The organism is Neobacillus sp. C211 (genome assembly GCF_051842875.1).
Lineage (GTDB): Bacteria > Bacillota > Bacilli > Bacillales > Cytobacillaceae > Neobacillus.
In genome coordinates, this window is the sequence record NZ_JBPXRO010000016.1 from 50,640 (window position 1) to 70,188 (window position 19,549).

General features: G+C 38.7%; 19 protein-coding genes. 6 read left to right on the plus strand and 13 right to left on the minus strand.

Annotation, left to right across the window (positions count from 1 at the left end; translation table 11 throughout):
- Positions 1-92 precede the first annotated feature (92 nt).
- From ACSU6B_RS16210 to ACSU6B_RS16220, 3 genes are all read right to left on the minus strand, one after another.
- Positions 93-824 (minus strand): TenA family transcriptional regulator, encoded by a 732-nt coding sequence (locus ACSU6B_RS16210; RefSeq protein ID WP_088087939.1) that lies wholly within the window; start codon positions 822-824, stop codon positions 93-95.
- A 242-nt stretch (positions 825-1,066) separates the two neighbouring features.
- Entirely contained in the window at positions 1,067-1,837 is a 771-nt protein-coding gene (locus tag ACSU6B_RS16215) for a creatininase family protein (protein WP_410886737.1), read from the minus strand.
- 66 nt (positions 1,838-1,903) lie between these two features.
- The gene (locus ACSU6B_RS16220; protein WP_166258927.1) at positions 1,904-2,233 is read right to left on the minus strand and encodes a 2Fe-2S iron-sulfur cluster-binding protein; all 330 of its coding nucleotides are present in this window, start codon (positions 2,231-2,233) and stop codon (positions 1,904-1,906) included.
- A gap of 343 nt (positions 2,234-2,576) precedes the next feature.
- Here ACSU6B_RS16220 and ACSU6B_RS16225 point away from each other — a divergent pair, with 343 nt between their 5' ends.
- Both ACSU6B_RS16225 and ACSU6B_RS16230 read left to right on the plus strand, forming a co-directional pair.
- Entirely contained in the window at positions 2,577-2,912 is a 336-nt protein-coding gene (locus ACSU6B_RS16225) for a hypothetical protein (RefSeq protein WP_215017368.1), read from the plus strand.
- Positions 2,913-3,316: 404 nt separating this feature from the next.
- Positions 3,317-4,702: a hypothetical protein gene (locus tag ACSU6B_RS16230; RefSeq protein WP_410886740.1), complete on the plus strand. Its 1,386-nt coding sequence runs from the start codon at positions 3,317-3,319 to the stop codon at positions 4,700-4,702.
- Between the two features lie 53 nt (positions 4,703-4,755).
- On the opposite strand, the gene ACSU6B_RS16235 is transcribed toward ACSU6B_RS16230, so the two are convergent.
- On the minus strand, positions 4,756-5,463 hold the full coding sequence (locus tag ACSU6B_RS16235; RefSeq protein WP_410886742.1) for a hypothetical protein: 708 nt from the start codon (positions 5,461-5,463) through the stop codon (positions 4,756-4,758).
- A gap of 191 nt (positions 5,464-5,654) precedes the next feature.
- Positions 5,655-7,097, minus strand: a complete 1,443-nt coding sequence (locus ACSU6B_RS16240; protein ID WP_410886744.1) for a hypothetical protein — start codon at positions 7,095-7,097, stop codon at positions 5,655-5,657.
- A gap of 663 nt (positions 7,098-7,760) precedes the next feature.
- On the opposite strand from ACSU6B_RS16240, the gene ACSU6B_RS16245 reads away from it, so the two are divergent.
- Positions 7,761-8,567 (plus strand): aspartate dehydrogenase, encoded by an 807-nt coding sequence (locus tag ACSU6B_RS16245; protein WP_410886746.1) that lies wholly within the window; start codon positions 7,761-7,763, stop codon positions 8,565-8,567.
- A gap of 60 nt (positions 8,568-8,627) precedes the next feature.
- Here the strand turns inward: ACSU6B_RS16245 and ACSU6B_RS16250 are convergent, their stop codons facing one another.
- The 6 genes from ACSU6B_RS16250 to ACSU6B_RS16275 form a co-directional block, all read right to left on the minus strand.
- Positions 8,628-9,305, minus strand: a complete 678-nt coding sequence (locus ACSU6B_RS16250; protein ID WP_215006853.1) for a GntR family transcriptional regulator — start codon at positions 9,303-9,305, stop codon at positions 8,628-8,630.
- Between the two features lie 112 nt (positions 9,306-9,417).
- The gene (gene yyaC, locus ACSU6B_RS16255) at positions 9,418-10,044 is read right to left on the minus strand and encodes a spore protease YyaC (RefSeq protein ID WP_410886748.1); all 627 of its coding nucleotides are present in this window, start codon (positions 10,042-10,044) and stop codon (positions 9,418-9,420) included.
- Positions 10,045-10,227: 183 nt separating this feature from the next.
- Positions 10,228-11,142 (minus strand): ketopantoate reductase family protein, encoded by a 915-nt coding sequence (locus tag ACSU6B_RS16260; protein ID WP_215006866.1) that lies wholly within the window; start codon positions 11,140-11,142, stop codon positions 10,228-10,230.
- Between the two features lie 186 nt (positions 11,143-11,328).
- Positions 11,329-12,411: an inorganic phosphate transporter gene (locus ACSU6B_RS16265; protein WP_410886750.1), complete on the minus strand. Its 1,083-nt coding sequence runs from the start codon at positions 12,409-12,411 to the stop codon at positions 11,329-11,331.
- A 264-nt stretch (positions 12,412-12,675) separates the two neighbouring features.
- Entirely contained in the window at positions 12,676-14,319 is a 1,644-nt protein-coding gene (locus ACSU6B_RS16270) for a flavin-containing monooxygenase (RefSeq protein ID WP_410886752.1), read from the minus strand.
- Positions 14,320-14,349: 30 nt separating this feature from the next.
- On the minus strand, positions 14,350-15,297 hold the full coding sequence (locus tag ACSU6B_RS16275) for an alpha/beta hydrolase (protein WP_410886754.1): 948 nt from the start codon (positions 15,295-15,297) through the stop codon (positions 14,350-14,352).
- A 145-nt stretch (positions 15,298-15,442) separates the two neighbouring features.
- Between ACSU6B_RS16275 and ACSU6B_RS16280 the strand changes: the two genes are divergently transcribed.
- On the plus strand, positions 15,443-16,138 hold the full coding sequence (locus ACSU6B_RS16280) for a response regulator transcription factor (protein WP_410886756.1): 696 nt from the start codon (positions 15,443-15,445) through the stop codon (positions 16,136-16,138).
- Between the two features lie 91 nt (positions 16,139-16,229).
- Here the strand turns inward: ACSU6B_RS16280 and ACSU6B_RS16285 are convergent, their stop codons facing one another.
- Entirely contained in the window at positions 16,230-17,348 is a 1,119-nt protein-coding gene (locus tag ACSU6B_RS16285; protein ID WP_410886758.1) for an NAD(P)/FAD-dependent oxidoreductase, read from the minus strand.
- Positions 17,349-17,735: 387 nt separating this feature from the next.
- On the opposite strand from ACSU6B_RS16285, the gene ACSU6B_RS16290 reads away from it, so the two are divergent.
- Positions 17,736-17,930 (plus strand): alpha/beta-type small acid-soluble spore protein, encoded by a 195-nt coding sequence (locus tag ACSU6B_RS16290; protein ID WP_088087953.1) that lies wholly within the window; start codon positions 17,736-17,738, stop codon positions 17,928-17,930.
- A 117-nt stretch (positions 17,931-18,047) separates the two neighbouring features.
- Positions 18,048-18,884 carry an SDR family oxidoreductase gene (locus tag ACSU6B_RS16295; protein ID WP_410886761.1) on the plus strand — a complete coding sequence of 279 codons (837 nt, stop codon included), beginning with the start codon at positions 18,048-18,050 and terminating at the stop codon, positions 18,882-18,884.
- Here ACSU6B_RS16295 and ACSU6B_RS16300 read toward each other — a convergent pair.
- The gene (locus ACSU6B_RS16300) at positions 18,881-19,453 is read right to left on the minus strand and encodes a DUF2062 domain-containing protein (protein WP_410886763.1); all 573 of its coding nucleotides are present in this window, start codon (positions 19,451-19,453) and stop codon (positions 18,881-18,883) included. The genes ACSU6B_RS16295 and ACSU6B_RS16300 overlap by 4 nt on opposite strands.
- Between the last annotated feature and the right edge of the window lie 96 nt (positions 19,454-19,549).

Sequence of the window (19,549 nt, forward strand, 5' to 3'; positions counted from 1 at the left end):
ATTTATTTGTTTCCATGTCTTTTATAAAAAAATGGCCGTCACTTAAACCTTTAAATTACAAGATTAATAGGACGGCCGGTAAAGTTTTCTTATTACTTTGTTTCTACTAGTGCTCCTAAATCCTGCTCACAATATTCTCTCCAAAGCCCATCCATGTACATACGGCGCATTTTTGCACCTGTACGAACGACTTCTAAGCAACGTTGTTGCAACTCAGGAGTATCGGCGTGGTCAAGAACAATTTTATAACCGCGCTCACCATGAATTTCATCAGATACGATGTGTAAATCAAAAAATTCAATTTCTTCATCTGTAAACCCATATTGTTCACGTAAAGCAGGTGTTTGCTTACGGTAAATATCTGGTACTTGTGATTCCAAGCCTACAACTAGAGCTGCTGTTGCTACGACGAAATTCTCGCGTGCTGCAACTGCGAAACACCAGCTTTGAAGCCCTAAAGTGGTTGGAGCCATATTGTTTGGATCGATAATTCTTTCTGCAGTCGTACCACATGCTTCCGCAAAACGAATCAATAAATCAGTGTGACGGTCAGCAGCAATTTCTTCTTCATACATGTTCTGTAAAGTGAAATCTTTTGCAGCGGCAAATTTTGGGTCTGATGGAGTGTTGTGATAAATATACGCTAAGTAATCTGCGAATGGTCCTACATAATGGTAGTGATTTTCAGCCCATCTAGAAAAGTGCTTTCTTCCAAGTTTGCCCTCAGCCCAAGCAACTGTAAATGGAGCCTTCTGACTATGGTTACCTTTAATTGCTTCTTCTAATTGTTTGCGAAATTCATCTTTAGATAATAATTCTGTCAACTGAAACTCCTCCTCTAATTTTATGTAGGTACCCAAGTTTAACTTGGCATTTGATATTTTGTATACCAAATTAGATTAAAAATAAAAAGATTGTGGATTCTTCCCTATTCCAGCACTCTTTAATTCGGTGAAAATATCATTTTGGTATACCTTACGTTTATACTACCAATATATTGATTATTTGTAAATATAATTTTTAGAATTTTTTAAAGATTAATAATCTTCCCTCTCTTCTACTAAATTTATGGACGGACATCCACTTTCAGATCTAGTATTTTCAAGAGTTCTTTTGCAAGATTAGCTAAGGATTCCTCCACGATCTGCTGGCCCAATTCCCAGCTTGCTTTTGTGGCATCCCCGATACAGCCGTTATTCGTCATTTCTTCATAATAATAAAATCCTTGAATCGCTTTTCCAGGTCGAAGCTGCTCCCATCTTCCCTCTTCTTGGATATCACCTTTTTCAAGGTCTTCAAGACGGACAAGCTCGGGCGCTAAATATAGTGCTTCGGAAACTTCTCGTTCACAGCTATGTCCAAATAATGGTGAAGTGATATTTTCCTTTATCGCCTTTTTAGCAGATGCAGTCGTCTTAGCATAGTAAATTTCAACATCCATTTCTTTGGTTAACATCATTGAGGCAACATTAAGCGTCGACTGGTTACCTCCGTGAGAATTTAAAAACAAAAACTTTTTAATGCCGTGATGCTTCAATGATGAGATAACATCCTTTAAAACCGCAATTAATGTCGTGGGCTGCAAGGAGATCGTTCCCGGAAAATTTAAATGGTGTTGGGAAACACCCATATTAATGGTTGGTGTGACCAATGCAAAAGGAAACATTCGTTGGCCTAACTTCTTGGCCATCTTTTCAGCTAAGACAGCATCGCAACTTTCTACCATATGGGGACCATGTTGTTCGTGAGCACCAATTGGAATGATCGCAAATTCAACAGTCTTAAGCGATTCTTCTACTTCTTTCCATGTCATGCTGGTTAAATCATAACAATCCATTTTAACTCACCTACTTAAGTTGGTTGTATTTTGTATACCATTAATAAATATAAAATATATTCCCTATCAAGATTGGATAGCAGATTGTTTCTTCGGGGCTTGGATCGAGATATTTTCTTGAGAAATTTCAATATCTTCTTTAATGGTTAATTGACATGTTAAGCGGTAGCCCTCATTGACCTTATCCCCAAGCATTTTTTCTTCTTTCCAATTCGGTGGAGATAAAGACTCAGCTCCGTTTACGACGATACAAGTGCATTTTGTACATCGCCCCATTCCGCAGCCATACTTTAATTTTGGTAATTGACGGGTCCCTGCTAATACTACTAAATTGGCATTGTCTTTCACTTCTTGTTCAATTGTTGTTCCATCAACATGAAGAATCACTTTTGGCATATTGTTACCCCTTTCTGTTTATTCTAAAAATTTTGATACTTTTCTGAAGTATACAATCTTTTTGTTATATAAGCAAACTAGAATTTTTAGTTAGTACGAATTTTTTTCATGTAAATCAGTAGTCTATATACAATTTTGGTAATTATTTAAATATTTAGAATATAACCTTGAACATTTTAACATCCTGATATAAAATACACATAAGTAGTTTGGTATACAATATTCCTTGGAGGTGAGTAAAGAAAAAATTAACGTAGGAAGTTACTATACTTAGAGTAACAGAAATTAAATACTTATCTGACTTAAAATTTAAGGTTATAAAAAACTCAAAGGAGTGTTCTACATGGGGAAATATATTGTCTTAACTAATAAAGATACCTTCCAAACAATTCTCGAAAACGATGGGTTAAAACCGATTGAAACCTACCATTTCTATTTCTTTGACAATTTAAAAGCAAAATATACGATTGCTGAAGTCCTTGATGAAACGATTAAAATTCGATTATTTGAAAATTTTGAAGGAAAAGAATATGTTAATCAGATAGCTGTAAAGTTTTTTGAAAAGTTTGATACCATTGAAGCTGCTCGCGAGGAATTAAATGAGATTGTCAAGGCGTCCGGGAACAGCGAGGATTCTGTCAACTCCAAACTGGTAAAATCTGCTGAGGTAGCCGTTTAGAATATATATTGTGCAAAAAAAAATAGCTTTTCTATATATAAAATCCGGAGAGGTAGCTTGGCTCTCCGTTTTTTTGTCTTGATATTGTTTTTAAAGAACAAAAACCGCCGGCTTTTAAGCGGCGGTGGAATAGTAACGTTAGAACTTAAGAGTTTTTCTTAGTGAAGCTAGTTTTTTCTCAGCTTTTTCTGCAGCCCTTTTGGATCCAAATAGAAAGTTGAACATTTAAAATCCCCCTATTAATTGAGTTATTTGATAATGTAATTGTATAATGGAATTAACAATAAAACAAGATTTTTGTATACCAAATACCATGTTTATTCATAATTAATGGCAAATACGTGACAAATTTAGCCTAAATAATAAGATTTGGTATACAATCTATAAAAGATAGGGTGGTTGATATGCTGAGGTATATGTTTTTTATCGTAATTTTATTGTATCTATTCTCTGTGCTGGTGCCTGTGCTAAATCTTGGTGTACTAATCTCCTGTCTATGTCTTGCGATTGTGATTATTACCTTATTTCAAGCCAAGCGATTTGTTCAAGTTTTAGGAGGTACATTTTTGCTGCTTGGAGTGGTCTTATTATGGACAAGCGGGGCTTCCTGGCATCAATATATTCTTTCTTTTGGCCCTATGCTGGACTTGCTAACCATGTTTACACTGATTCCGGTTTTAGGGATACCGATAAAACTAGGCGGTTATAGCGGGGGCATACAAAATATTATTCAAAAAAGAGTAAAAACCTCAGGTCAACTGTACATGATTACGTCTGGCATATCTTATTTTTTTAGTATTTTTATGAATCTGGCCACATTACCAATGACATACTACTCGATTAGGCCTGCATTAGATGTCATTCCCGTAGAGAATAAGGAACGGTTCATGAGCCGAGCGATTACGCGCGGGTTTGCCATGCCTTTACTTTGGGCACCTGTTACACCAATTGTCGGGATAGTTATCACAATGACAGGAGTTAGCTGGGTCTCGATACTCCCGTATGTCATTCCCTTAAGCATCGTTGGTATGGGGGTGGATTGGTATATCGGCTCACGTAAGGCAAATTTCATGATCCAAAACAAAAAGGACCTATCCGTCCACGAAACCGCTGCTACGATAGAATCATCGGGTCAGATGAATCGTTCGGGTAGAGTCTTTCAAATTCTCCTGGCAATCATCATTTTTAACGTGGTCATTTCTTTAGTAGAAACAAAGTTTCCTTATCCGTTTTTAATTTTAGTATCCCTACTTGTCATTCCATTTTCCTTTTCTTGGTCTCTATTCTTAAAACAGGGGAAAGAGTTCGGAGCCCAGTTGGTCCAGCATTTTCAAACCTTCTCTGTAAGTATGAAGGATCAATTCTTCATTTATTTATCAGCAGGTTTTTTTATCTCAACCATTAATGTTTCCCATACTAATGTATGGCTGGATGCATGGGTAAATAAATTTATTAATTTTTCAGGTGTGGATATCTTTTTGATATTACTGCCTTTAATACCGCTAGCTTTTGCTTTTCTAGGGCTGCATCCCGCAGTTTCATTAGCTCTAATGACAGAGGGTTTGAACCCAGAGGTGATTGGGATATCACCGCATATCTTGACTGTGGCGATGTTAGCAGGAGCTGTTTCTGCTTTTCTAGTGGGCCCTTATAATGCGACATTAGGTCTTATGTCAAACATCGTTAAGGAAAGCTCCTATAAAGTGTCTAACTGGAACCTGCCATTCGCAAGCATTTATATTGGCTGTGTCATGTTGTATCTATTTATTTTACAAGTGTTTTTTGCCTAACGCAGCCGCTCATAACTAAAGGTGTCAATCATTTGATTGACACCTTTAGCAATTTAATGGCTTGTAGGACCATCACTAGATTTCTCTGCTTTAATTTCTTTGACTATTTCCTTAGCAAAGTGACCAAGACTCCCCTCACTATAGGAACGTATCACTTCGGGTGCTAGCGATGTTAGCGCTCTTTTAAGATATTCTGGGGATAATCCTCTATCCTCAAACTCAGTCTCGATATTGATGGCCATTTTTAAGGCAAAATACGTGGATAATTTATTTACCTCTGTTAAACAACTTTCACGATCAATCTTTACCCTTCCAATCTCCTCAAAAAGCTCTTTAATCTTTGGGGTTAATACCGATTCAGTAATAAATAAACCATTTGCGTGTTCCAATAAATCTCTCGAATGCCCCATATACTTTATACCATGGACCTCTAAGCTTGGAAACTTGGTCGTTAGCTCATTGGTAGCAAGGTTCGTGGCCATATTAATGAAAGATGGTGTATGCTGAGCATTGCTCTGAAGCTTTAAGCTTGAGATAAACGGAATAATCTCCGTAGCAGGAAGTGCGAGAACTAAGATATCTACATTACCTATTTCACTTTCTGTTAAGTGATAGCCATTTTGAAATAAGTGGAGATAATTTCTGGCTTTTGTTTCAACTGGGTGGTAAACACCTATTGGGATTGATTTTTTATCCCATTGAGTCATCAATGCTGTTCCTAATTTTCCTATCCCTACTAAACCAATCCTTTGTTGTTTCATCCTTTATCCCCTCTCATCTTTTCATCCTATGTATTTTGTCTTCACAAGATAACAAATTGTCATCATTCAAATTAAAATAATAAAGCTATCCCAAAAATCAGTTTTGTGCTGACTTTTGGAATAGCTTCTTTATTTATTAGCGACCCCTAATTTCTGTATCTAGCATACTTAAATACATTAAAACTGTTAATTTACCAAATGATAACGGCCAGTATTGTAGCAATGGTAAGTCCGGTTATAACTGGGAAGAAGTTCTTTCTGGCCAGTTCTAACGGTGATATTTGTAGGAACCCGGCAACTGCAACAAGAGATGACCATGCAATCAGCGTACCTCCGCCGCTCCAAACTGCACCCATCTGCCCAAGAGCTGCCAGAACGGAAGGATCGATATTACTTCCAGGTCCAATCGCTCCAGACAAAGCACCTGTTAACGGTAGCCCTGCAAACCCAGAACCATCTAACCCTGTAATGATTCCAACGATTAAGATACTAAATGCTGCTATAAATGGGCTATGTGGAATATAATTTTGACCTGCTTGGATCAAATCAAATAGAAAGCCTGGCTTTGCTGCATCTTCACCTAAAGATAGGATAGCCCCTGAAAAGTCTCCACTTCCCATAAAGAAGTAGCCAGCAATCGGAATGACGGGTGCCATCGCTCTAAAGGCGAATACAAAACCTTCGGTAATATGTTCGCTGATTTTATCGAGTGCATGAATTCGGTTAAAAGCAATCGTCGCCAAAACTAAGAGAATCGTTGCAACACCTCCAATAAAGGCAGCGCCATCGCCTCCCTCAAACCCAGCTCCTCCGCCAATTTTGGTTTGGAACATAAAAATCATAACAGCAAGCATCGCTAAAGGCACAATAATCGCAAATATTTTTCCCCACTTTTCCTTTACCTTGATAACTTCGGCAGTCTCTTCTACCGTGGCAGCAAGTTCCTCTGAAACTTGAAAGAATGCATTTTCTGCTTTATTGATCTCATTAACAGATCTTTTTGTAATGGATTTTCGATGTGTCACATACACAATCGCAAGAGAACTTATTCCAGTAATGAGAGAAAGAATGAAGGCCTTATCAGATACTAAGGTTTTATCAATTCCTGCGGCTTTCGCACTAAGCATTGGGGCTACTTGCATAATATAGTCTGATGAAAGTGCCATACCCTGTCCTGCAATAACAATAACCATTGCTGATGTCATGACTGGCAATCCTGCACTTACTGCAGCAGGCACTAACAAAGCACAAATTAATGGAACAGCTGGGGTTGGCCAGAAAAAGAGTGAAATCACATAGGTTGTAACCATTAATACTAGATAAGAAACGTGACCGTTTACCATTATTCTTTTTATCGGTACAACCATCCTCTTATCTGCACCTAGATCCTTCAAGGAATTAAGGAGACCAATCATAATGGAAATGATTAGGAAAATACTAAATAATTCCTTAGCGGCAACAAGGTTAGCATTAAAGACGGCTTGAAACCCTGAGATAACACTACCTTTATACACGGCTGCTACTATAAAGGTACCAACAATAAGAGGTAAAACAACACCTTTTCTAAAAAGCATGATAATAATTACGGCTACAGTGACAACTAGATAAACCCAATGAGCTGCTGTTAATTCCATATTTCCCCTCCGTTGTTTTAAAAAATTTTTAAAACGATTGTAGCGAAAGATTTCCTTAATTATTGGAAAAGGACCTTAGGAGAGGAATATTAGTTATAAATGGATGGTTATCATGGTGTATATCCTCTACTTCTGATTTGCTTTTCTTATTCCTATAAAGATAAACAATTGCTATTCCATTAAAAGAATAAATCGAAGAGATAATATTTTGAATATTGTAGATTGTATACCAAATATTTATAAATTTTTTACGGAATTACATGACAACCAAAACACTAAGTTGAAAGTTCTTTTACATCAGAACATTTTCTAGTTCCTAAATCATTCAATCTACAAACAAAGAAAAACTAGTGCAAACACTCTAAGTTGCGTTTTATGTAGTTTGATTCTTTAGGAATGATTATGATCAACCCCTTTCTTTTCACTATGTACACCTTGTTTACTATAAGGTTGAAAATAATATACCATTATTCTCTTATCTTTGCAAACAATTTTGAAAATTTAGAAGTTTATATAAATTTATAATATTATTATTGCTTTTGTGATTCGAATCGGCTAAAATGTAGAAAATTGATGGCATATGGTATACAAAGAACTTTTAATACATAGATTGGTAACTTTATAGTTCATTAGTATAAAAATTTTAATCCGAGGAGAATGAATATGCTTAGAGCAGGTATCATTGGATATGGAACGCTTGGAAAGAGTATTAGCGAGTTAATTGAGTCAGGACATGCGGGCGATGTTGCCCTTCAAGCCCTTTTGGTTAGAACCCCACTAGGTCCTTTAGGCAATCCACCTAGTCAATGTACAGTAACTACTAATGAAGATGTTTTTTTTAACCAAGATTTAGATATCATTATTGAAGCAGCCGGTCATCATGCCCTCCAACTATACGGTGAAAAAGCCCTTTCCTCAGGAAGTAATTTAGTCATCCTTTCTGTCGGTGCTTTAGCTAACATAGACTTTTATGAGTCATTACAGGCGGCCGCAACTAAATACAATCAACAAATAATTATTCCATCTGCTGCCATCGCAGGTTTGGATCGGATCGCTGCTGGGGTATTGGGTGAAATCGATGAAATAACCTTAATTACAAGGAAGCCAACAAAAAGTTGGTATGGGACGATTGCGGAGGAGAAAGTAGATTTAGAAACAATTACTGAACCTTTATGTGTTTTTGATGGTAATGCCAGAAACGCTGCAAAATTATTCCCTGAAAACGTAAATGTTTCCGCGGCACTAAGTCTTGCTGGTATTGGATTCGAAGAAACGAAGGTCCAAGTTTTTGTGGACCCGACGATTCAAATGAATACACACACAATTGTTGCGAAAGGCTTTTTTGGTCAAATGGAAATAACGATTCAAAACAAGCCTTTTAAGGAAAATCCTAAATCTAGTCCTATTGTGGCAATGAGTGTCGCAAAGGTATTACAAAATCTAACCACCTCAATCGTCATCGGACTTTAATAACATCCAGATAGAAATAGAAAAACTCCACCAGCGGATGGAGTTTTTCTATTTATTTATTTATTTATTCTTTTTCCCTTGATTAACAGCCTCAATATATGCTTTTCGAGAATTTTCAATATGAATCTTCGTCAAATACTCAGCCATTTCTATTTCTTGATTGATAATGGCTTCCATAATTCGTAAATGTTCTTCCATCGACTGCACCGGTCGGCCTGGATTTTTATAACCTGTCTTGGCAAATGCCCGAATATAATCTGACAACCCACTTAGTATTTCATATAGTTTCGAATTTTTTGCTGAACTGTATAATAGATGATTCAATTCACCATGTAAATTAGAGAAATCATTATCATTCTTATCCTTTAAGCAGACTTCTACTTTTTTACAGTACTCGACAAACTTACTTTTGGTTTCATCGTCTAATTTTTGAGCAGCTAATTTTGCTGCCAAAACCTCAAGTGAGGAAAGAATCGTAAATACTTCAATAATTTCCTTATCTGAAATATCTGCAACTATAACACCTTTTCTTGGAACGGTTTTTACAAACCCCTGCGATTCTAATCTAAACAACGCTTCACGGATGGGTGTTCGGCTGATATTCAATCGCTCTGCCAGTTCCCGTTCCACCAAACGATCACCCGTTTTAAATTCACCTTCTAAAATGAGATCTTTAATGTGAATAAAGACCCTTTCGCGTAAAGACAATAGATCTTCCTCTGCCCAATTATTCCCCACGGTTTCTCCTTCTTTCTAGGTATACATTGTACCAATTATAACTTACTCTAATTGTAAACATCAAATACTATGGTTGAATTTACCAAGGGAGTGGGAAATAATTTTAAATTTTTCATCTTTGGATAGTTTCAATAGGTCTTTTGCAAGTTGAGGGTTCCCCTAAGACTGCTTGCGTAATAATCTTTGCCATAACTTCGGCCAGCTTCACGACAGTGAATAATCTCGTATTATTTAAGGATTGCGCAGGTGCTAATGAATCTAGATAATTAACCACAGCTTTCATATGGTATTCACCTACACTAGGTAAAGATTTATTAACCGCCATGCCTGGTACTAAAGAACCTTCTTTTAAAAAAATAAACCCAATTTGTCGTTCATCCCCCAAACAAGCATCAATACCCAAGATAAATGGTTGATTATATTTTTGATAAATGTCCTTCAGAATTTTCTTTATATTTAAGGCATGAACTGGTTTTTCTAAGGTTCCATAAACCGGAAAAGGAATGTCTGCTTCTGTTAACATCGTCCCGACAATCGGGCCTAGTGAGTCTCCTGTGGAACGGTCTGAACCCACACACAAAATTATGACTTCCCTCGAGGTGCTACTAAGGACTTCTTTGAGTTTAGTGACAATATCAATTAGCTCGTTTCCCTCTGTAGTCTCTTTAACGGAAACATAGCATGACCTTTCTGCCTTCTCAGTCGTCTTTTTCTTGCCGTCAAAAGGCCACATAAACATCAACCCTCTTCTCAAGTTGTAGTTTATACACGTTTTCTTTTATTTTATGATACCTAGTGTAAAACCTGCCATAATCCTGCAAATAAAAATCACATAAAAGAACTCTAGAGTTCACCATTTTGTAACAAAACAGTGCCTGACCCCCACTATTGTACAACTTTATTGCAGTGGGAGTCAGGCACTTTATATACTTTCAATTAAGTTAATTCGATTATAAAGTTCTTTATTTATTGGAGTTGAGATCCCATATTTATCTGCCATTTTTAGGACAGTTCCGGAGAACAGCTCCACCTCACTTGGACGTCTGGCTTCGACATCTTGAGCCATGGATGGTTTACCATCTGGACTTAAGGTTGCTAATACACGTAACCAATAGGCTAAATCTGCTTCGGTTAAGTGGATGCCTGCTCTTTCAGATAACGTGATTACCTCTCTCATCGCCGCAATCATCATCTCTCTTGCTTCTCCTTCTCGTTGAATCTCACCATAGTTGCTCTGAAAGACAGCTACGGTTTGATTGACTCCCACATTTAACATAAACTTCCCCCATTGTCTCTTAACCATATTGGTATCGACCTCATAGGGAACTGCCATTTTTTCAAAAAAAGCCGCGACACTGTTAACATTTTCGGAAATGAACCCTGGTTCTTGTTCACCAAAGCAAAGCATTCCCATATGGTCGTATGTGAGTTGATTCCCCACTTTAACTGCATCCATTCCTTGGGCAACACAATATAAAATTTTCTCATGCCCATATGCCTGACCTATTACAGCCTCACTGGAAATCCCATTTAAAGCCGATAAAATGATCGTCTGGTCACCAATGTGATTCTTTACTGCTTGAATCGCATCCTTTAAACCATTATATTTCACCGTGAAAATGAGCAAATCAGCTGGCTCGCATCTTTCATCAGGTGTCAGATAAGTGAAATCACAGCGTTCTCCGTTACAATAGACGTGTTCATTTTTATATTTGGTTATTCGGTCCCGGTCAGCAATAATTCGTAAATCTGCTTTTGGCATTTTCCTTGATAAATGATGTCCAAAAAGTATTCCTAATGCACCTAAACCAATGATCGATACCTTTTTTATCTCCATCACGCATTTCATTCCTTCCATATTGAAAAAGTGCTTTTTGCGAATTTTGTATTTTGATTTTGCAACTAAATAGTATGTAAACAGGCTTTCACAAATCTATTTTACTACTTGTATTTTATTAATGAAATTAAAAAACTCTGTTGAAATAGATTCCCAACAGAGTTTTTAACCAGCAAAATCTATTACTTATATTCCGCCCCCATCATCATGGATGGTACTGTTTTCCTTGCGAATGGTCGCTGAAAGGCTGATCACACCCACGGTTGCGATCAATGTACTTACAATGATAATAATATTATAAATATTAATCTTAACTAAGAGATTAATCAGGATATAAGAAATAACAAGCGAAGCTAAAGGTGAGATTAGCCAGACTTTTAGAATCCTTTGAATGACTGATTTTTGCCAAATACCAAACCCCTTTTGTGAGGCACCCACACCTAATATTCCACAAGTCGTTACTTGGGTGAGAGGAATTGGCAACCCAAACAGTGATGCGACAATAACGAGGGTTCCTCCTGTAAAGGAAACCGCACTCCCTTCTAGCAAGGAAAGTCTGGTGATTTTCTTCCCATTCGTTTCAAGTACCTTGCTCCCTAGTAAAATAGCTCCGATTGAAACGAATAAACCGCCGATCCAGATTCCTTTACTCGTTGAAATCATCCCAGCCCCTACTAGCGGGCCAACGGCATTTGCTACATTATTCATCCCAGCTGAAAAGGCCTCTAAACAGCCCCCTATGACTAAAAATATCGCCAGCCATTTTTTCCATTTTCCATTCTTAGTTAAACCGACCCAACGCTTTTCAGCAGCGGATATCAACTTTCCAAGTCCAAAGGTAATCAGAAATGAAACGATTGGAACTAACACCCAGAAGAAAACAATCACCAAAAGATTATTTATATATAAACTTTTAAAAGCGATCCCAGCACCTACAATCGATCCAACGGTAACCTCACTTGTCGATAAAGGGATCCCTAACAGATTTGCAATAAACAATGTCAACGTAGCTCCTGCAAGGATAAGGACGACTAATTTAATCGTTAGGAGATTGGAAGGAATAATTCCCTCGCCAATGGTTTTCACAACCTCCCCACCACCAAGTACAGCACCTAGAAAAGCTGCTAACCCAACCAAAATCATGGCCAAGCGCTTACTCTTAATGGCATCTGCACCATAGGCCGATCCCATTGATGCTGCCGTCCCACTTGCTCCAATATTCATCGCAAAGAAAAAGGCAATAATAAAAGCAATAGACGTCCAAACCATGTATAATCTCTCCTTATGTACCCTATCTATTAAACTGGTAGACACGCAACCAATTTTAAAACTTTCAATTCATACTATTCAGGTAGGAATAATTTAGTATTTTGTTTATTATACATTTTCAAACCACATTAATCAATCAATAATTTCAGATGTCTTCAAATTTTCAAAAAATAACTTTTTACTATTTTTAAAACTCATTTTTTGAAAATTAAAAAAAGAGTCCGAAGACTCTTTTTTTTGTAGTAATTTAGATTCATACATCCACTAATGTGATGCTGTCTTAGTTGAACTCTTTAATGAAAATCCCTCGTACCCTTTAGCAGCGATTTCGGTACACTTTTGGCGATAGGCGCCGACTCCGCCTACATAAATCAGGAAACCACGCGGCTTGCCTGGGATATTCGCCCCTGTGTACCATGAGTCAGTTTTAGTATAAAGCGTGGATTCGGCTACTTCTCTGCAATGGGTACTCCAAGCTTCTTCCGCCTCAATAGTCGCCTCAATTGTTTCCACACCATTCTTATTCATATACTCAATACAATCCGCAATCCATTCCACATGCTGTTCAATGGAGACAGGCATATTACTCAGCACCGAAGGACTTTCAGGACCAGTAATCATAAACATGTTCGGAAAACCAACGTTTGTAATCCCTAGATAGGTCCTCGTCTGTGCTCCCCCAGCCCATTTCTCTTTCAGTGACACCCCGTTTTTACCCCGAATATCAATCTTCAATAAAGGCCCAGTCATTCCGTCGTATCCTGTGGCAAAAATAATCGCGTCCAGTTCATATTCCGCTTCCGTGGTCCGGATCCCTTTTAGAGTAATCTCCTCAATCGGTGCTTTCTTCACGTCTACCAAGGTGACGTTTTCACGGTTATACGTTTCGTAATAATTCGTGTCAATGATTGGCCGTTTGGTACCATAAAAATAACTTGGTAAAAGCTTTTCGGCCACCTCAGGGTCATCGACAATCTTACGGATCTTGGAGCGGATAAATTCGGCAGCCGTTTCGTTGGCTGCATCATTAATAAGCAGGTCATAATAGGCAGTAAAAATGCCTAATCCACCCTTCTCCCATGCCTCCTCGTATACACGCTCTCGCTCATCAGGTGTAACCTCCAGCGCTGACTTAGTAGGTGGTACCATTGGCTGGCCCCCCTGGGATTCACGCATTTGTCGTTTTATCTCGCTGAAATTTTCTTTAGCCTGCCGGATATACTCCGGGTCGTACGCATGATTTCTCGCTGGGGCACAATACTGTGGAGTTCGTTGGAAAACGGTAAGGTGTTCGGCCTCTTGAGCGATGACTGGGATGGCTTGGACGCCAGTTGAACCAGTTCCAATAATTCCGACTCGCTTACCCTTGAAATCTACCTTTTCGTGCGGCCAATGTCCAGTATGATACCACTTGCCCTTGAAATTATCGATCCCGTTAAAGTTTGGTACATTGGCAGCAGAAAGGCAGCCCACTCCTGTGATGAAGTATTTCGCTGAAACACTACTTCCATCGTTTAAATGGATCATCCATCTATTACTCTCTTCGTTATAATGGGCAGCCAAAATACGAGTCTGAAACTGGATATCACGACGGAGATCAAACTTGGTTGCTACAAAATTTAGGTAACTTAGTATTTCCGGCTGCTCAGGATATCGGGAAGTCCAGGTCCATTCCTTATAGAGTTCTTCTGAAAAAGTGTAGTTATAATAGATGCTTTCCGAGTCACAGCGTGCTCCGGGATACCGGTTCCAATACCATGTACCGCCAACACCATCACCCGCCTCGAAAACACGGGTAGAGAAACCAGCCTCACGTAAGCGATGAAGCGTATACAATCCCGAAAACCCTGCCCCAATAACAACAGCGTCGTAGTTGGCAACTTGATTTGACTGTTTAGTAGATTTCAATATTCCTACCTCCCGCATCTAATATTATCGTTAAACCCTGCCGACTTTTTGGTCAATTTCACTTAAAAACTTGGCAAATCTAGAAATCGATTCTTTAATTCGCTCTGGAAACACCGCCATATTCGTAAAATAACCGTGTACTAAACCTGATTCGATAATCGTTTCAACCTTGACCCCTGCTTCTTTAAGACGCTCAGCATATGCTAAACCTTCATCCCTTAGGACATCATTTTCTGCGGTAATAACGTAGGCTGGCGGGAGATTACTTAAATCCTCTGCCAATAATGGAGCAATATATTTATTTTTTGTATCCTCATCATAGTTAATATAATAATTCCCAAACCAAATCATTAAGTCTCTATCAAGACCAAATCCAGTTTGGAACTCTTGATATGACTTGGTGTCGTACCCGAGGGCAGTTACAGGATAAATAAGAACCTGGGCAGAGATGTCTGGACCATTTTGTTCTTTGGCGATTAACGATACGACGGCTGAAAGATTTCCACCTGCACTGTCACCGCCAACAACTAAATTGGAATCGTTTCCATTTATTGCCACAGCATGTTCACTAACCCATTTTAATGCCGCATAGGAATCCTCTACAGGGATTGGAAATTTATATTCAGGTGCAAGCCTATAATCGACAGAAACTACTACTCTGCCAGTTCGATTAGCAATCATTCGGCAACTTGGGTCTGCTGTCTCAAGATCCCCAATTACCCATCCACCGCCATGGTAATAGACAAATAGAGGAAATGGTCCTTGACCTTCCGGTGTATAAATTCTCACCTTAATCTCAGCGTCATCGGAGACAGGAATCATTCTGTCCTCTATCTTCGCAAGCGGGGCCAGCTCTACCTCTACGGGAGGGGCTAATGCAAACATTTCTCTTACTGTCTGTGCATCTAATGACTGGATTAATGGCATCTGGCTGAACATTTCTAAATAAGCTTTTGCTTGCGGGTCTAAATTGGCCAAAAAACATCTTCCTTTCCTAATTGGGAATTTTTCAACTTTTAAAGAAAAGATTTTCCTAAAAGTGTATCTTAAGGATATAATTTTTTGTATAATTTGAATATTCCCAATTTTAGATGTGCTATATCCCTATAAAGGAGATGATAATATGACATCTCAGTATACCTTACAGCATCGAATTCACGATTTAGAGGAAGCCACATGCCACGAAGAAAGATTATATAAAATTCTCGAAGTATACATGGACCTTTATCCTGTCATGAATGCCTATTTATTTAGATTTTCTCCGTTAGGGTTTCTTGGTGAAGGAATCATCTCATTGTCATCTGCTGGTATGGTCCATATTGGGGATATTCGGGATGATATCCGTTCCCTGCCGATCATTTACTCAGCCATTAATGAGAAGAAAGCAAAGTATTGTTCTGGTATTGAGTATCTAAAGCAAACAAGTAGTAAATACATAACTTCTTCAAGTGTAAGTTCGATTGTAGTTGTACCTATTTGTTACCGATCGGTTATTATTGGATATATTTGCTCAAATGAGTTCGTGAAAGAATCTTCAATTGATGATAAACATCTTGTCTCATTAACCCTTTATGGCAAAGAAGTCGGAAAGTTTCTCGAAAAATTCGATAGTGTGGAAGACCCGCAAGTATTAAGTAAGCGGGAACTAGAAGTTATGAGGAGAATTGGCTGGGGAGAAAGCACAAAGGAAATGGCCGATTCGATGGAAATCAGCGAATTAACGGTAAAACAATATGTGAAAACGGCAATTAAAAAGCTTGGCGTTCAAAACCGTTCCCATGCAATTGGAGAGCTTTTCCGGAGAGGAATACTTTCGTAGTTTTTTGAGAGCGCTTTATTTCTCGAAGTAACTTACCTTAGATTAGATTAGATAAACTGGAGTATCAGCACCCAAGTGGGTGCTCTTTTTATTACTCATCAAGTGCCAGGGCTACTTTATAGCAACTCAGGTCAATCTCTGTTTGTTTTCCTAAAACAAACTTTGCTAGTTCCACGCCGAGATACGGTCCACTCGTTAATCCTGAAGCCCCTAATCCATTAGCTAAATAGATTCCTTCATAATCAGGTAAAGCCCCAATCACAGGCAAAAAGCCAGGGGTGAACGGTCGAAAACCGACTCTCGTTTCAAGATACGTACCCGCAGCTAATCCAGGTGCTACTTCTAGGGCTTTGCCTAATATTTCATGGATTCCTCCTGCCGTTACACGATTGTCAAATCCAGCCTCATTTTCATGAGTCGAGCCGATGACGACCCGGCCATTATCAAAGGTAAGAATGTAATGGTTTTGGGGTGGAATAACAACCGGCCATTGGCTCGTATCTGTTTCAGGCAACTCAAGGTGGATGATTTGTGCCTTTTGTGGTTTGACTAAAAAATGAACTCCTAATGGCTGTAAAAGCTCCTTAGACCATGCACCTGCCGTAACAATGACCTGATCCGCTAAAAATGTTGAATCATCAAGTATAATGCCAACCACTTTGTTTCCCTGCATTGCTAGGGAGGCATTCCCGTAAATGAAAGTAACTCCATGCTTGATTGAGGCGCGGATTAATGACTCACGTAATGCTCTTCCATTTACCCGTGCTCCCCCACTAACATGAACAGACCCATACTCCTCAGATAACGGCGGGAAAAGCCGCTTTGTTTCAGCAGGTGAAAGAATGGTTATCTCCCCAATTTCGGGTGCATCGTCCCTTCGTTTCAGTGCTCGTTCAGCCATTTGTTCGAGTTTACTCATTTCTTTATGAAGACTAATTGCCCCTACCCGTTGATAGCCAGTTTCTTTCTCGCCATCTGCTTCCAATTGAGCAATTAATTCTGGATAGTAACGAGCTCCTCCCTTTGCTAACTGATACCATGCTTTGTTTCGCCGCTGTGAAAGCCAAGGACAAACAATCCCCGCTGCGGCATCAGTGGCCTGCCCGGGATCCATACGATCCACTAAAGTCACCTCTGCCCCTAATTGGGCAAGGTGATACGCAGTTGACGCCCCGAGAATTCCTGCTCCAATCACCACGATTTTCTGCATAATACACCTTTTCCGCACTTTTTAAAAAAAGGACTTAATGATTTCTTGTTCATTGTTACATTCTGTACAAATGTATTCTATTTCTAAAGCATCTTCGCGTATCATGTGCTCTGTTTCTTTACCGCACTTTTCACAATAAAGATTTTTGGGGAATTCTATCATAATTACATCACTCGCTTTATTAAATAATGTTTAAACCATAAGTGTAATGTTCCCCATGATAGCGTATTTTAGCAAAAGGCGGAAGAATTTACTACTGATGGCATTAATAATTTTAGCTTTCATTATTCAAAAGGACCAACTTATAATTAAATGGAACAAAATCGGTTAAATTATATACGAGCAATTTTTCATTGCTCAAAAAAACTTCGTCGGGAGTGATGTATCATGGCTAGAAACAAACTATTGGTTCCTGGAGCAGACAATGCTTTAGATCAAATGAAAGAAGAAATTGCCAACGAGTTTGGAGTTCAACTTGGTGCTGATACGACCGCAAGAGCAAATGGTTCAGTCGGAGGCGAAATGACGAAACGTCTTGTCGCTTATGCTGAACAAACCCTTCAAAATCATCAAAATCAATAACAGGTGATTGCAAAAAAAGGCTGTCCCAAGTATTTTGGGGCAGCCTTTTTCCATTTTGCTATACAAACTTCTCTATTTTAAGTTTAAATAGAAGAAAAGGAAGAAAAGGAGACCATCATGACACAAAAAACAGCCATCGTTACAGGATCTTCAAGCGGCTTCGGTTTGTTAACTGTGATTGAACTGGCATTAAAAGGATTTACAGTGATTGCAACGATGAGAGATGTAAACAAAGCACAGCCCCTACTAGAACTTGCAAAAGAAAACCAGGTAGAAAATTTCATTCATGTCCTCCCGCTTGATGTTACCTCCACGGAATCCATTCATCTTTTTCAAGGCAAATTGGAGAAATATCCCCCTATAGATGTGTTAGTCAACAATGCGGGATTTGCACTTGGAGGTTTTAGTGAAGAGCTCTCAATCGAGGATTATCGGCTTCAATTTGAAACCAACTTTTTCGGATTGATCGCCGTAACACAGTCAGTCCTTCCATTAATGCGGGCAAAGAAACAAGGCAGGATTATTAACATGAGCAGTATCAGCGGGAGATTCGGTTTCCCAGGATTATCTGCATATGTCGCATCCAAGCACGCACTTGAGGGTTACAGCGAAAGCTTACGACTGGAACTTAAACCATTTGGGATTGATGTATCCTTAATTGAGCCTGGATCCTTTCAAACCAATATTTGGGCAAGCGTGGATGGGATGGAGGTCAATGCCGAGTCCCCGTACGCATCCTATAAGGAGAGCCTGTTATATGAAATTGAAGGTGGAAAAGCTGGCCATGGCAATCCAATCGAGGTAGCCAAACTGGCTGCACAAATTGCCTCGCAGCCGAAATCACCTGACCTCCGGTATCCAATCGGGGCTGGTGTAAAGAATATGCTTACCATTAAAAATTTCTTGCCGTGGAAGCTTTTAGAATCAATCATCTTAAAGAAACTAAAACCTTAATTATTAGCAGCATCGATGATAATAAGAGGATTTTTTCGAGATGCTTGTTTATCACGAATTCTCGTAAGTCTTTTCGTTTTTTCTTTTTCGTAAAAATAATGAACAAGGAAGTACGAGATGACACCAAGGACGATTCCAAAAATAGTCATTCCAATTAACACATGGACTCCGCCATAAAGAAGACTGACAACGCCTCGGAAATCCCCTTGCAATAATTGTTCAAACGAAAATGGTGTCTTATGACCGATTTGCCCGTTAAATGGATAGATGAGTTGACCAATTTTCTTGGCAAAAGGGAAAAGAAGAACAGGAAGAAAGGATAGTTTTCCAATGACATTTCCGATGATTGCTGCAGGCAATGAACCTTTAGCTATCCGGACCATCGGTAAAAACACAATATAAATAAGGGATGCAGACGATAGAACGACCATTTCTAAACCAAAGCCAATCGCAAATCCCAAGGAAACTTTTTTCGCTCCACCGGGAGAACGTAACAGTTTGATAAAATTCAACTTAAAAGCTCGTCCAATTCGTTGAAAGATATTATGTTTTTTAGGTTTTATGTTCATAGGAAAACTTCCTTTTTTCGACAGATTTTCATAAACAGCTTCCAAGTAATTCGAGGTTTCAACTCGATAGTACCATTACCATTATCATAACACTAA

Excerpts from the sequence above, each read along its gene's own strand:
- ACSU6B_RS16215 (WP_410886737.1), bottom strand. The coding sequence starts at position 1,837 with ATGGATTGTTATGATTTAACCAGCATGACATGGAAAGAAGTAGAAGAA.
- ACSU6B_RS16220 (WP_166258927.1), bottom strand. The coding sequence starts at position 2,233 with ATGCCAAAAGTGATTCTTCATGTTGATGGAACAACAATTGAACAAGAA.
- ACSU6B_RS16225 (WP_215017368.1), top strand. The coding sequence starts at position 2,577 with ATGGGGAAATATATTGTCTTAACTAATAAAGATACCTTCCAAACAATT.
- ACSU6B_RS16230 (WP_410886740.1), top strand. The coding sequence starts at position 3,317 with ATGCTGAGGTATATGTTTTTTATCGTAATTTTATTGTATCTATTCTCT.
- ACSU6B_RS16235 (WP_410886742.1), bottom strand. The coding sequence starts at position 5,463 with ATGAAACAACAAAGGATTGGTTTAGTAGGGATAGGAAAATTAGGAACA.
- ACSU6B_RS16240 (WP_410886744.1), bottom strand. The coding sequence starts at position 7,097 with ATGGAATTAACAGCAGCTCATTGGGTTTATCTAGTTGTCACTGTAGCC.
- ACSU6B_RS16245 (WP_410886746.1), top strand. The coding sequence starts at position 7,761 with ATGCTTAGAGCAGGTATCATTGGATATGGAACGCTTGGAAAGAGTATT.
- yyaC (WP_410886748.1), bottom strand. The coding sequence starts at position 10,044 with ATGTTTATGTGGCCTTTTGACGGCAAGAAAAAGACGACTGAGAAGGCA.
- ACSU6B_RS16260 (WP_215006866.1), bottom strand. The coding sequence starts at position 11,142 with ATGGAGATAAAAAAGGTATCGATCATTGGTTTAGGTGCATTAGGAATA.
- ACSU6B_RS16265 (WP_410886750.1), bottom strand. The coding sequence starts at position 12,411 with ATGGTTTGGACGTCTATTGCTTTTATTATTGCCTTTTTCTTTGCGATG.
- ACSU6B_RS16280 (WP_410886756.1), top strand. The coding sequence starts at position 15,443 with ATGACATCTCAGTATACCTTACAGCATCGAATTCACGATTTAGAGGAA.
- ACSU6B_RS16285 (WP_410886758.1), bottom strand. The coding sequence starts at position 17,348 with ATGCAGAAAATCGTGGTGATTGGAGCAGGAATTCTCGGGGCGTCAACT.
- ACSU6B_RS16290 (WP_088087953.1), top strand. The coding sequence starts at position 17,736 with ATGGCTAGAAACAAACTATTGGTTCCTGGAGCAGACAATGCTTTAGAT.
- ACSU6B_RS16295 (WP_410886761.1), top strand. The coding sequence starts at position 18,048 with ATGACACAAAAAACAGCCATCGTTACAGGATCTTCAAGCGGCTTCGGT.
- ACSU6B_RS16300 (WP_410886763.1), bottom strand. The coding sequence starts at position 19,453 with ATGAACATAAAACCTAAAAAACATAATATCTTTCAACGAATTGGACGA.